The organism is Sphingopyxis indica (genome assembly GCF_900188185.1).
In the GTDB taxonomy this organism is placed as follows: Bacteria; Pseudomonadota; Alphaproteobacteria; order Sphingomonadales; family Sphingomonadaceae; genus Sphingopyxis; species Sphingopyxis indica.
The window spans coordinates 109,401-122,106 of record NZ_FZPA01000009.1 but is presented as its reverse complement, the minus strand read 5'-3'; the positions used below and the strand labels follow the sequence as shown (position 1 = coordinate 122,106).

Here is a 12,706-nt window from a genome sequence, read left to right as displayed (position 1 = left end):
GCGTCAGGCGGCGGGGGTCCAGTCCGAGCGGACGATCCCCTGCGCGCCGAACAGGCGCTGCGCCGCGTCGGGCGCGGCCGCCGCCGCGCGCAGGCGGTCCGCCAGCGGATCGTCGACCGGAAAGCGGCCGCTGCGCAGGAAGTCGATCCACGCCGCGACCGCGCGTTCGAGCGACGGGCAGCGCGCGCCGCGGCGCTGGTGCCACGCGAGCGTTTCGAGCCAGCGCTGGGGGATCTTCTGGCTGCCGTCCATCGCGATCTGGATCAGCCGGTGGTCGAGCGCCGGATTGGCGAAGCGATCGAGCAGTGCCGCCGCATAGGCGCCAAGGTCCTGCCCCGGCGCGGCGGCGATCGTCGGGGCCGCCTCATCGCGCATCAACCGCTCGATCAGCGGGCGGATCGCGGGATCGGCGATCGCCTGATGCACATAGTCGTGCCCGTTGAGCAGCCCGATATAGGCGAGCGCCGAATGCGCGCCGTTGAGCATCCTCAGCTTCGCGGTTTCATAGGGTGCGACGTCGGCGACAAGCTCGGCGCCGACCGCCTCCCAGCGCGGCCGCGGGCCGGCGAAATCGTCCGCGATCACCCATTGGCTGAATGCCTCGGTCACCACCGCGCCCTCGTCGCACGCGCCGAGTTCGGCGGCCACCGCGGCGCGGTCGGCGTCGGTGGTCGCGGGGACGATGCGGTCGATCATCGTCGCGGGGCAGCGGCATTCGCTTTCGAACCAGCCCAGCAAATCGGGTTGCTCGGCATCCAGCCAGGCGGAGATCAGGCCGCGCAACACCGCGCCATTGTTCGCCAGATTGTCGCAGCTGAGCAAGGTCAGTCCGGCGAGACCCGCCGCCTTGCGCGCCGCAAACGCCGCGCCGAGATAGCGATAGAGGCTCGCCGGTCCCGTCGCGGCTGCCAGATCGAGCTCCCCGCCCGCGCCGCGCAAATAGCCCTTTTCGGTCACAGTCAGGCTGACGATATGCGTCGTCGGCGCGGCGAGCGCGTCGATCACCGCCCGCGGATTTTCGGGCGCGACCAGCACCCGCTGCACCGCGCCGACAAGGCTGAGTTCGCATCCCGCCGCGCTGCGGCTGCTGACGGTGTAGAGCCCGTCCTGCGGGTTGAGCTGTGCCGCCACATCGGGCGAGCGGAGCGACACGCCGACGATCCCCCAATCGCGGTCGCCGCCGGACATCGCCGCGTCGGTATAGGCCGCCTGATGCGCGCGGTGAAAGGCGCCGATGCCGAGGTGAACGATACCCGCCGCCTGCGCCGCGCGGTCATAGGCCGGGCGCCGCACGGACGCCGGCAGCGGCGTAGCGGGCGACAGCCTCACAGGCGATACGCCGCCTTGGCGAGATTATAGGCAAGATCGACGGCAAGCTCGGCGGCTTCCTCCTCCTCCAGCCGGTGCTCGGCGACGAGCTGCGCGAGGAAACCGCAGTCGATCCGCCGCGCGACGTCGTGCCGCGCCGGGATCGACAGAAAGGCGCGCGTATCGTCGTTGAAGCCGACCGTGTTGTAGAAGCCCGCCGTCTCGGTCGTCTGCGCGCGAAAGCGCCGCATCCCTTCGGGACTGTCGTGGAACCACCACGCAGGCCCGAGCCTCAGCGCCGGATAATGGCCCGCGAGCGGCGCGAGTTCGCGCGCGTAGCTCGTTTCGTCGAGCGTGAAGACGATGATCGTCAGCCCCGCGTCATTGCCATAGCGCGCGAGCAGCGGCCGCAGCGCGTGGACATAGTCGGTCGCGGTCGGGATGTCGGCGCCCTTGTCGCGCCCATAGCGCGCGAACAGCCACGGATTATGATTGCGGAAGCTGCCGGGATGGATTTGCATGACGAGCCCGTCGTCGACGCTCATCCCCGCCATCACCGTCAGCATATGCGCGCGGAAAAGTTCGGCGTCGGCGGCGCTCACGCCGTCACCGGTAACCCGCGCGAACAGCGCTTCGGCCTCGGCGTGCGACAGGTCGGCCGTCGCGGCGGTCGGGTGGCCGTGATCGGTGGAGGTCGCACCCATTTCGGCAAAGAAAGCGCGCCGCCCCCGATGCGCGGCGAGATAGCCCGTGTAGCCGAAGGCGTCCTCGCCGGTCAGTTCGGACAGGCGCACCAGATTGTCGCGAAACCCCTCATAGTCGGGATCGACCACCGGGTCGGGACGATAGGCGGTGATCACCCGCCCGCCCCATTCGCCGCTGTCGTTGGCGGCGCGGATCGCGACGTGATGCGCAAGGTCGTCGAGCGGGCTTTCGGTCGTCGCGATCACCTCGATCCGGTAGCGGTCGAACAGCGCGCGCGGGCGAAAGGCGTCGGTCGCGAGGCTTTCGGTGATCCGGTCGTAATAGAGGTCCGACGTCTCGGCGCCGAATTGCACGTCCATCCCGAAGGCTTCGGCGAACACCCAGTCGAGCCACATGCGGCTGGGGGTGCCGCGGAACTGATGATAATGCTGCGCGAACAGCCGCCAGCTTTCGCGCGGGTCGGCCGCCGGGTTGCCGATGCCGAGCGCGTCGAGCGATACGCCCTGCGAATAGAGCATCCGAAAGACATAATGGTCGGGGTGAAGCAGCAACTCGGCGGCGTTGCCGAAGGGGGCGTCGGTCGCGAACCAGGCCGGATCGGTGTGCCCGTGCGGGCTGACGATCGGCAGGTCCGCGACCAGCGCATAGAGCCGCCGCGCGATGCTCCGCTGCGCCGGATCGGACGGAAACAGCCGGTCGGGATGCAGGGAGAGCGGACGGGGCATGGCAATTTTCCTAGACTTCGACGCGCGCGAGTTTCGGCGATAACAGGTGAACCGCCAGCAATGCGACGAAATAGGCGCTCGCGCAAATCGCAAACAGGATCTGATAATTATTGTGTGTCGTTTCGAGGATGTAGCCGGTGAAGAGCGCCATGCTCATTCCGCCGATCGCGCCGAGCGTGCCGCCGATGCCGACCACCGACCCGACCGCACCGCGCGGGAAGATGTCCGACGGCAGCGTGTAGAGATTCGCCGAGAAAGCCTGATGCGCGGCGGTCGCGAGCCCGATGACCAGCACGGCGGTCCACACATTGTCGATATCCTGCGCGAACCACACCGGCACGACGCAGCAGGCGCAGACGAACATCGTGAACTTGCGCGCGAAATTGGGCGTGCGGCCGGCCTTGATCAGCTTTGACGACATCCATCCGCCGGCAATGCTGCCGAGGTCGGAGATCAGATAGATCGCCGCGAGCGGCAGGCCGAAGGTCTTGAGATCCATGTCGTAGCGCTCGAACAGATAGCCGGGCAGCCAGAAGAGGAAGAACCACCAGATCGGGTCGATGAAGAATTTGCCGAGCGCATAGGACCAGGTTTCCTTGACCCCGAGCAGCCGCCCCCAGCCGATCGGCGTTACCGGATCGGCGGGGTCCTGCTGAATCCACGCGCGCTCGCCCGCCGACAGTTTCGGATGCTCGTCGGGGTGGCGATAGAGCGCCCACCACGCGATCAGCCAGAGGATACCGAACAGGCCGGTGACGTAAAAGGCGACCCGCCAGTCGAACATCAGCACGAGGAAGGGCACGAGCAGCGGAGTGACGATCGCACCGACGTTCGCGCCGGCGTTGAACAGGCCGATCGCGAAGGCGCGCTCCTTTTGCGGGAACCAGTCGGTCACCGCACGGATGCCCGCCGGGAAATTACCCGATTCGCCGATCCCGAGGCCGAAGCGCGCGAGCGCGAACTGGGTGACGCTGGTCGCGAGCCCGTGCGCCATATGGCTGACCGTCCAGATGACGATGGCGACGGTATAGCCGATGCGCGCACCGAACATGTCGACGAAGCGGCCGAAGCCGATATAGCCGACCGCATAGGCGACCTGGAACCAGAAGACGATGGTCGCGAAGTCGGTCTCGGTCCAGCCCATCTCGCTCTGCAGCGTCGGCTTGAGCACCCCGATCATCTGCCGGTCGACGTAATTGATCGCGGTTGCGAGGAAGAGCAGGCCGACGATCAGCCAGCGATAGCGCCCCACATTGGGCACCGGCGCCGCCACCGCTCCCGCTTCGATTGCCTGCGCCATATATCTCTCCCGTTTCTTTATTTCCTAAAGATGCGTCACCGTGCAGGCGACCGCGAACCGGCCGTCGAACAGCGCATCGGCGCGCTGCCCCGCGACGATTTCATGCACGCCGGTGATCGCCCCCGCCGAAACCCAGATCCCCGGCGGTATCGCGACCCCGCGTTCGCGCAAGGTGCGGATCAGGAACAGCGCCGATCCGAACGGACCGTCGAGCATGGTTTCCATCGTCGCCGATCCGACGCGCTCGCCGTCGATCCGGAATTCGACCGGCATGGCCAGCAGGTCGCGGCTTTGCCAGTCGGGGATCGCCGGGCCGAGCACCAGCCCCTTGTTGTTGCCATAGTCCGACGCGGTCACCGCGGGCCCGTGCCGGTTGATTCCGGCAAAGGGCGAGCTTGCGATCTCGATTCCCGTGCGCACCTCGTCGATGCAGTCCTTCACCGTTTCGATGTCGTAGTCACGCGCGCCGACATCGCCGAGACGCAGCAGCACTTCGGCCTCGGCCGCCGCGAAGCCACCGGCATAGACCCCCATCGCCGGCACCTCGCCCGCCGTCCCGTCCATGATTTCGTCGGTGAATATCGGCCCCGTCAGCCGGTTTCCGCCAAAGCGGTCGACGAGATCGGGGGCGATCCGCCCGACCTTCCACCCGCCGACGCGGCGGCCGTCGAGGGCGATCGCGGCGTCCTGCACCGCATAGGCCTCTGCCATCGTCTGCGGCATCGCCCCGGGATAGTCGGTAAGCGGTGTCATTTCGGCGCGTGCCGCAAGAAACGCGCGTGCCACTTTTTGCTGTTCGTCGGTCGCCCGCATTTTTGTCATTTCCCTCTCTGCCGGCTTGCTGTAAAAGACACCGGTGTCAAAAGCAAGCGATTAGCCTTCGGCGCGGTTGATTTCGCACCGTCGAGCGCGCATCAGATCGAAATGGGGCAGAGATCGGGGCGCTGACGGCGCTTCCGCCGACCGCCTCGCCCACGGAAAGCGAACCAAATGGCGACACGGACGAACGGCAAGAGCGGAAAGCAACCGACGATCAACGATGTCGCAGCGCTGGCGGGCGTATCGAAAAAGACGGTGAGCCGCGTCATCAACCGCTCCGAATTCATCACCGAAAAGACGCGCAAAGCGGTGCAGCAGGCGATCGAGACGCTGGGCTTCGTTCCCAATCCGCAGGCGCGCGCCCTCGCCTTTCGGCGCAATTTCCTGATTGCGTTGCTCCACGACAACCCGAACCCGCAGATGGTGCTCAATTTCCAGCAGGGCGTGCTCGATGCGATCAAGGACAGCGACCTCGCGATGATCGTCCGCCCGGTCGATCGCGGGTCGGACCGGCTGCTCGACGACATGCGCACCTTCCTCGAAAAGCAGCGGCCGATCGGCGCAATGCTGCTGCCACCGATTTCGGAGAATGACGAGCTGGCTGCGCTCTGCGACGAACTCGGCGTGCGTTATGTCCGCATCGGGTCGGCGCTGCTCGACGATGCCCGACATTGCGTGTCTTCGAACGACCGCGAAGTCGTGGCCGAAGCGGTGGGCAAGCTGATCGACCTCGGCCATCGCCGCATCGGTTTCGTCCGCGGCCCCGCCGGCTTCCGCTCGGCCGCCGAGCGCGAGAAGGGCTTTCACGAAGCGCTCGCCCAAGCGGGGCTGTCGCTGGCCGACGAGAATTTCGCCGCGGGCAATTACCGCTTCGCGACGGGCGTCGAGGCGGGCAGGAAAATCCTGTCGCAGCCCGCGCCGCCGACCGCGATCTTCTGCTCGAACGACGAGATGGCGGCGGGCGTGATCAGCGTCGCGCACGACAAGGGGATACGCGTGCCCGGCGATCTGTCGATCATCGGCTTCGACGATTCGCCGACCGCGACGCATATCTGGCCGGCGCTGAGCACCGTGCGCTGGCCGATCCGCGAGATGGGAATGCGCGCGGCGCGCACGCTGGTCGCCGAATTTCTGGGGCCGGAGGCAAAGATCGCCGAAAGCGACAGCCCGGTGCTGCCGTCGACCTTCATCGAACGCCAGTCGGTTGCGGCGCCCGCCAGGAACTAGAACGTTGCCTCCGCGCGCATATGGGACAAGCAGCAATGATACCGGTAACCTCCCTTCGCATCCACCCCGCCGACACGGTTGCGACGGCGCTCGTCGACCTGGACGCGGGGGCTTTCATATCCGTCGATGGCGCGTCGGTGCGGCTGGTCGAAGCGGTGGCGCGCGGGCACAAGGTGGCGCTGGCGCCGATCGCGAAGGGCGAGGCGGTGATCAAATACGGCTTTCCGATCGGCGTCGCGACCGCGCCGATTGCGGCGGGCGCGCATGTTCACAGCCATAATCTGGCGACCGCGCTGAGCGGATCGGGCGAGTATCGCTATGCGCCCGCAGGCGCCGCCGAAGCGCGCGCGGTCGCCCCCCGCAGCTTCCGCGGCTATGCCCGCGCCGACGGCCGGGCCGGGACGCGCAACGAAATCTGGATTCTCCCGACCGTCGGCTGCGTCGGCAATCTCGCCGCGCGCGTCGCGCGGATCGCCGGCGCGCGCCATGCCGGCCGCGTCGATGGCATCCATGCGTTCAAGCATCCGTTCGGCTGCTCGCAGCTCGGCGACGACCTGGGCCATACGCGCGGGCTGCTCGCCGCGCTCGCGCAGCATCCCAATGCCGGCGGGGTGCTGATCGTCGGTTTGGGGTGCGAGAGCAACCAGCTCGATGCGCTGATCGCTGACATCCCGCCCGAACGCCGCGCCTCCATTCGCACGCTTTCGGCGCAGGCGGTCGCGGACGACGAGGCGGCGTGCCTCGCGCTGGTCGACGAACTGGTCGACATGGCCGCGACGGACCGACGCAGCAACCTGCCCTTGTCGGCGCTGACGCTCGGCGTCAAATGCGGCGGGTCCGACGGGCTTTCGGGGCTGACCGCCAATCCGCTCGTCGGGCGCATGGCCGACGCGGTCGCGGGCGCTGGCGGCAAGGTGATCCTTACCGAAATCCCCGAGATTTTCGGCGCCGAGCAGTTGCTGATGGACCGTGCCGCCTCGCGCGAGGTCTTCGACGAAACGGTCGCGCTGGTGCGCGATTTCAAGGACTATTTCCTCCGCCACGGCGAGCCGGTGAGCGAGAACCCCTCGCCCGGCAATATCGCGGGCGGGATCACGACGCTCGAGGAAAAATCGCTCGGCGCGGTGCAAAAGGGCGGGCAGGTGCCGCTGGTCGACGTCCGGCGCTATGGCGGCGAGGCGGCGCGGCCGGGGCTGACGCTGCTCGAGGCGCCGGGGAATGACGCGGTGTCCTCGACAGCGCTCACCGCGGCGGGGGCGACGATCATCCTGTTCACGACGGGCCGCGGAACGCCGCTCGGCTTTCCCGCGCCAACACTCAAGATCGCGTCGAACAGCGCGCTTGCGGAGCGAAAGGCGGGGTGGATCGACTTCGATGCGGGGCGGGTGCTCGAGGATGGCTTCGACGCCGCATCGGACGCGCTGCTCGACCTGATCGTCGCGGCCGCTTCGGGCGAGGAAACGAAGGCGGAACTGAATGAAGAGCGCGATATCGCGATCTGGAAATCGGGTGTGACGCTTTAAGGGTAGCCATCGCGAAAGATTGTGTGTCCCCGCGAAGGCGGGGACCCATCTCCGGTGGGCGCAAAATGGAGCGGTCGGGAGATGGGCTCCCGCCTTCGCGGGAGCACACGGTCTGTTCGGCAAAGATGATCGCGCTTTAATCGAGCGCGCGGAAGGTGAAGTTCGAGAAGCGCGCCTCCCCTTCCCCCGCCGAATAGAGGCCGGGGCGCAGCATCAGGAAGCCGCCGCGGACATTGTGGTGGTATCCCGAAACCTCCATGCCGCGGTCGAAGCGGGTCCAGGTCCTGCCGCCGTCGCCGCTGGTGTCGAAGGTCACGATGTGCCGGTCGTTGGTCACGCGCATCCGCATCCGCGCCCCATGCGGATTGGCGGGCCGCGCGCGTTCGATCCCATATTGATGCGTGACGAAGCGCTCCGCGTCGAAGCCGAGGCCGCAATAGAGCTTGTCGTCATAGAAGAGGATCAACCCCCCAGTCCCGCCGGGCGCGATCTCGATATCGCATTCGAAGCGATAGGCCCGGTCGCCCGCGATCAGCAGCAGCGGCGAACTGTCGGCGGGCGCGGTCCCGCGCGCCGCGAGCAGCAGCGCGCCATCCTCGACGCGCGCGCGGTCGCGCTCATCGGGTGCGGGGCGGAAGAAATTCCACTTCGCGCCGAGCGCGAGCGCGCTGAAATCGTCCGACAGCGCCATTCCGTGCGGCCCGGCCGCACCCCCCGCCGGCTTGGCGATCGGCTGCGACAGATCGCCGCCTTTCATGCGGAACCAGCCGTCGGCGGTCCATTCGACCGGGTCGAGCAAGGTCTGCCGCCCCAGCGTCCAATAGCCATTTTCATAGCCATGATAGACGCTCCACCAGTCGCCCGCCGGTCCCTCGACGAGCGTCGCATGGCCGCGCGACCACCATTTTTCGTCCTGCGAGACGGTGCGGACGATCGGGTTGTGCGGGCAATTTTCCCACGGCCCATGGATCGAGCGCGAGCGCGCGGCGATCACCATATGCCCGGTCGGCGGGCCTGCGGTGCCGCCGACCGCGGTGACGAGATAATAATAGCCGCCGTGCCGCACGATCTTCGGCCCCTCGGGCGAGAAGCCTTCGACCACCCAGTTGGCGGGATAGTGCCAGGGATCATAGACATGCTCGGGCTCGCCGGTCCGCGACAGCCCGTCGTCCGACAGCCGCACGCGGTCGCCGCCCGACAGGAACAGCCAGCGCGACCCGTCCTCGCCGACCGCGTGACCCGGGTCGATATGGTGCGGCAGGTCGAGGTCGATCGGCTCGCTCCACGGCCCCTCGATCCGGTCGGCCCAGATCACCCAGCTCGTGTTCGGCCCCTTGGTCGGGATGTAGAGGAAATAGCGCCCATCATGCTTGCACAATTCGGGCGCCCAGACCGCGCCGATATTCTTGCGTAACGCAGGGCCGACGGGGCGCCAGTTCACCAGGTCGCGCGAATGCCAGATGACCAGACCCGGATAGCTGTCGAAGGTCGAGAAGGTCATATAATAATCGCGCCCGTCCTTGAGGATCGACGGGTCGGGATGGTCGCCGGACATGATCGGGTTGAGATAATGCCCGTCGCCGAGATCGGCCTTGCGCTGGCCGTCGAGCCCGCGGCCCCAGCGCAGCGGCTCCGGGATCGTGCAACCGGCGCCGGGGTCGCCCGCGCGCGCCGAGGCGGCGGGAATGCCCGAGGTCAGCAGCCCGGCACCGGCCAGTTTGAGCATGTCGCGGCGACCGGTCATGTTTTCCTCCATCGCTTGAAAAATCGGCGATCATATCATTTGCGAGCCCCGACCAATGGCGGCTTTGGGGTGGGGAGCGGACGGTCCTCCCCCCTTGGGAGGGGGACCACCCGAAGGGTGGTGGAGGGGCACAGGCGGTTTGCCTTTCCCTCTTTGAACGCAGCGTAAACCGAGGGTGCCCCTCCACCATGCTTCGCATGGTCCTCCTCCCCGTGCCGGGGAGGACCCTTATGACCGCTCCCGCCCGAAAGCGGATGCGCTTGCAAACGATCCAAAAATCAGCCCGGTCTTCGGGGTCGAAGACCGGGCCATGAGGGGGGACTGCCCCAGGGAGATCAGATTTTGAACCGCGCCCCGAACAGGAAGGTGCGGCCATAATGGTTGTTCTCGTAATTGCGGTTCGCCTCGAGGTCGGTGAAGCGATAGCGATAATCGTCGGTCAGGTTCGTGCCCTCGATCGACAGTTCGATATTGTCGGTCAGCGCATAGCGGATCGACGCATCGACGTTGAACGAGCTGCCATAGCCTTCGAACACATTGCTGTTGCCGCTGGTGCTGTCGTTATAGCCGGCGCGCCATGCCGCCGAAGCACGGACCGAGAATTTGCCGTCGTCATAATAGACGGTCGCATTCCACGCGCGCTTGGCGACGCCGAGCAGCGGCTGGACATAATCGCCGTTCGGCTGCGCCACCAGATCATTCTCGTCGGGATCGTAGACCAGCGGTCCGCGGATGCTGTAATCGACGTCGCTGTCGACGAAGGTCGCATTGCCGAGCACGCCGAAATGGCGCAGCGAGTCCGAAAAGACCGAGAAGGGCAGTTGCAGCGCCAGTTCGATGCCCTTCAGGCTCGCGCCGGGGCCGTTGCCGGTGGTGCGGAACTCAAACTCGCGGTCGGGGTCCTCGCCGAGCACCACGGCATCATAGGCGGGGGTGCCGGGTGTCAGCAGCGACAGCGGCAGACCGCTGTCGGCATAGGTGCCCTGGAGCGAGGTCGAGATCGGGAAGCTGACGATATCCTTTGCGAACAGCGCGACCGACGCGATCGCTCCCGGCGCGAAATACCATTCGGCCGCAAGGTCGTAGGTCGTCGCGCGATAGGGATCGAGGAAGGGATTGCCCGAACTGATGCGGAAGTTGAACTGGTCGACCGACCCGCCGGGCGTCAGGCTGCCTAGCGTCGGACGGGTCATCACCTTCGCAATGGCGCCGCGCAGGATAATATTGTCGGTCGGATGCAGGTTCAGGTTGAACGACGGCAGCCAGTCTTCATAGCTGCGATCGACGGTCACGAACGACCCGCTGTTGAACCCCGACGAACTCTGGTCGGTCCTGGCGAAGCGGATGCCGGCGTTGCCGGTCACGCGCATACCGAACAGCTCGGTTTCGATCTCGGTCATCAACCAGCCGCCATAGGTCTTTTCGGTGACCGCGCGCTGCTCGCCTTCCTGAAGCACCGCAGGGCGGTTGTAGAGGTCGATCAGCGCGGTTCCCGCGTCGAGGTCGGGCACGACCCAGGCATTGGTGTTGCCCGACGGCTGGCCCGCCTTGCCGAGTTCGAAGATGTCGGCGATGTCCGAGGTCACCGGCAGACCGTTGGTTCCCGGCGCGCACTCGAACGCCGCGCAATAGGTGCTGTCGCGGCGATAGCCGACGGTATCGAAGTCGAACTGGCGGAAGAAGCCGCCGCCGAGCAGGTTGAAGCCGTCGGCGACATCCCAGTCGAAATCGCCCGACACCGTCTTGAACTTGTTGGTCAGGCTCGACGGACGGTCGCGGAATTCGGCAAATTCGAACGCCGTCGGATCGTCGATTCCCGCGCCGAAGCTAAGGAGCGGCGATTTCATGTCCGAATAGTCGTAATGATAGCCGGTCGCGTCGGTGTCGTCGAAGGCCAGCGTCGTTTCGACCGGAATATCGGCCTTCGACTTCGAAAAGCCGCCGAGCAGGCCGAGCTTGAAAGTATCGATCAGCCGCTGTTCGAGCCGCGCCGAAACCTGATAGAATTTGGTTTCGCTCTGGCGCGAATAGCGCTCGGTACGGACATAGGCATTGTCGAGATCGGCCGAGATCAGATTATTGTCGCCGTCGATCGTATAGTTCGACACATCGACGCCGGATTCGTTGCTGCGCAACAGCACTTCGCCCCAATATTCGTCGCGCGTTTCCTTGAACTGCGAATAAAGGCCGTCGATCGAGATTTTGGTGTTCTCGGTCGGTTCGAACTGAATCGAAGCGGTCGCGCCGAGCCTTTCGCGATCGTGGCGGACCAGACCATAGCGCGGGATGCGCGGGTGGAAGGCTTCGGCGACCGCAATGCATTCGTCGGACGGGTCATCGACGAAATCCGACCCGTCCAGACAGGTCACGCCATCGACGCTGCGGAACGGCGCCTGCGCCCAGCGCACGCTGTTGTTGCCAAGCTCGTCGGTCGTATATTCGGACCAGGCGACCGAGGCCGACACGCCGAATGTCTTGTCGGCATTGGTCCAGGCGACGAGCCCGGCAAGCCGCGGATCGACGTCCTTGGTCAGATCATTATAGCGACCCTGCACCGACGCGACGGCGGTGAGCCCTTCCTTGCCGCCCAGCGGATTGCCGGTGTTGAGATCGACGACGGCGCCGAGCGAGCCTTCGTCGAGCGACGCCGACGCGGTCTTGTGGACGACGAGCGAGGTGAAGAGTTCGGAGGCAAAGACGTTGAAGTCGAATGCGCGGTCGCGGTTCGCCGATGCGCCGTCGGTCGAGGTGGCGAGCGTTTCCATGCCGTTCAGGCGAACGCGGGTGAACTGCGCGCCAAGACCGCGGACGGTGATCGCGCGGCCTTCGCCGGCGTCGCGCTGGATCGAGATGCCGGGGATGCGCTGCAGCGATTCGGCGAGGTTCTGATCGGGGAATTTGGCGATGTCCTCGGCAACGATCACGTCGACTGCGCCGATCGAATCGCGCTTCTGGTCGAGCGCCTTGTCGAGCGAGGCGCGGAAGCCGGTAACAACGATCTCGTCAGCGCTCACCGCGCCTTCATCGACCGCTTGCGCATAAGCCGGCGCCGCCGCCATCGCGACGAGCGACGCGCCGCACGCCAGCCTGATCCCGGCGCGAACGCCCCATGCGTGTGAAATAGCCATAATCATCCTCCCTTTTCGCAGCGCTTCCCCGCTCCTGGCAAGGAATGACACCGGTTACTTTGCTGGACGAACCGATATGAGCCATGGGGCTCGTCCAAAATGTCAGAGAGTTCGCGAGGAAGGCCGTCGGTTCAGCGACGGTCCGGGGCGCCCTCTCCCCCAATTCTTGTCTCGGCCGGTTTTGGTAACCGGTGTCAAAAGTGATTGAAGGATTGCGGCCTCTATGT

General features: G+C 66.2%; 8 protein-coding genes. 2 read left to right on the top strand and 6 right to left on the bottom strand.

All coding sequences use genetic code 11. From position 1 onward, the window contains the following. Window positions 1–3: 3 nt before the first annotated feature. From CHB69_RS13020 to CHB69_RS13005, 4 genes are read right to left on the bottom strand one after another with little or no spacing between them, the layout of a single operon-like run. Entirely contained in the window at window positions 4–1,329 is a 1,326-nt protein-coding gene (locus CHB69_RS13020) for a mannitol dehydrogenase family protein (RefSeq protein WP_245836770.1), read from the bottom strand. Further along, entirely contained in the window at window positions 1,326–2,738 is a 1,413-nt protein-coding gene (uxaC, locus tag CHB69_RS13015; RefSeq protein ID WP_089216433.1) for a glucuronate isomerase, read from the bottom strand. The genes CHB69_RS13020 and uxaC overlap by 4 nt, the downstream gene beginning before the upstream one ends. 10 nt (window positions 2,739–2,748) lie before the next feature. Continuing rightward, window positions 2,749–4,038: an MFS transporter gene (locus CHB69_RS13010; protein WP_089216432.1), complete on the bottom strand. Its 1,290-nt coding sequence runs from the start codon at window positions 4,036–4,038 to the stop codon at window positions 2,749–2,751. 24 nt (window positions 4,039–4,062) lie between these two features. Further along, entirely contained in the window at window positions 4,063–4,851 is a 789-nt protein-coding gene (locus tag CHB69_RS13005) for a 2-keto-4-pentenoate hydratase (protein ID WP_089216431.1), read from the bottom strand. A 177-nt stretch (window positions 4,852–5,028) separates the two neighbouring features. Here CHB69_RS13005 and CHB69_RS13000 point away from each other — a divergent pair, with 177 nt between their 5' ends. After that, complete coding sequence (locus CHB69_RS13000) at window positions 5,029–6,084, top strand: LacI family DNA-binding transcriptional regulator (RefSeq protein ID WP_089216430.1); 1,056 nt, start codon at window positions 5,029–5,031, stop codon at window positions 6,082–6,084. Window positions 6,085–6,119: 35 nt separating this feature from the next. Then, window positions 6,120–7,607, top strand: coding sequence for a UxaA family hydrolase (locus CHB69_RS12995; protein ID WP_245836768.1), 1,488 nt, complete (start codon window positions 6,120–6,122; stop codon window positions 7,605–7,607). Between the two features lie 136 nt (window positions 7,608–7,743). Here the strand turns inward: CHB69_RS12995 and CHB69_RS12990 are convergent, their stop codons facing one another. Then, window positions 7,744–9,351 (bottom strand): family 43 glycosylhydrolase, encoded by a 1,608-nt coding sequence (locus CHB69_RS12990; protein ID WP_170935554.1) that lies wholly within the window; start codon window positions 9,349–9,351, stop codon window positions 7,744–7,746. 335 nt (window positions 9,352–9,686) lie between these two features. Continuing rightward, entirely contained in the window at window positions 9,687–12,479 is a 2,793-nt protein-coding gene (locus tag CHB69_RS12985) for a TonB-dependent receptor (protein WP_089216489.1), read from the bottom strand. Window positions 12,480–12,706 lie beyond the last annotated feature (227 nt).

Excerpts from the sequence above, each read along its gene's own strand:
- uxaC (WP_089216433.1), bottom strand. The coding sequence starts at position 2,738 with ATGCCCCGTCCGCTCTCCCTGCATCCCGACCGGCTGTTTCCGTCCGAT.
- CHB69_RS13010 (WP_089216432.1), bottom strand. The coding sequence starts at position 4,038 with ATGGCGCAGGCAATCGAAGCGGGAGCGGTGGCGGCGCCGGTGCCCAAT.
- CHB69_RS13005 (WP_089216431.1), bottom strand. The coding sequence starts at position 4,851 with ATGCGGGCGACCGACGAACAGCAAAAAGTGGCACGCGCGTTTCTTGCG.
- CHB69_RS13000 (WP_089216430.1), top strand. The coding sequence starts at position 5,029 with ATGGCGACACGGACGAACGGCAAGAGCGGAAAGCAACCGACGATCAAC.
- CHB69_RS12995 (WP_245836768.1), top strand. The coding sequence starts at position 6,120 with ATGATACCGGTAACCTCCCTTCGCATCCACCCCGCCGACACGGTTGCG.
- CHB69_RS12990 (WP_170935554.1), bottom strand. The coding sequence starts at position 9,351 with ATGACCGGTCGCCGCGACATGCTCAAACTGGCCGGTGCCGGGCTGCTG.
- CHB69_RS12985 (WP_089216489.1), bottom strand. The coding sequence starts at position 12,479 with ATGGCTATTTCACACGCATGGGGCGTTCGCGCCGGGATCAGGCTGGCG.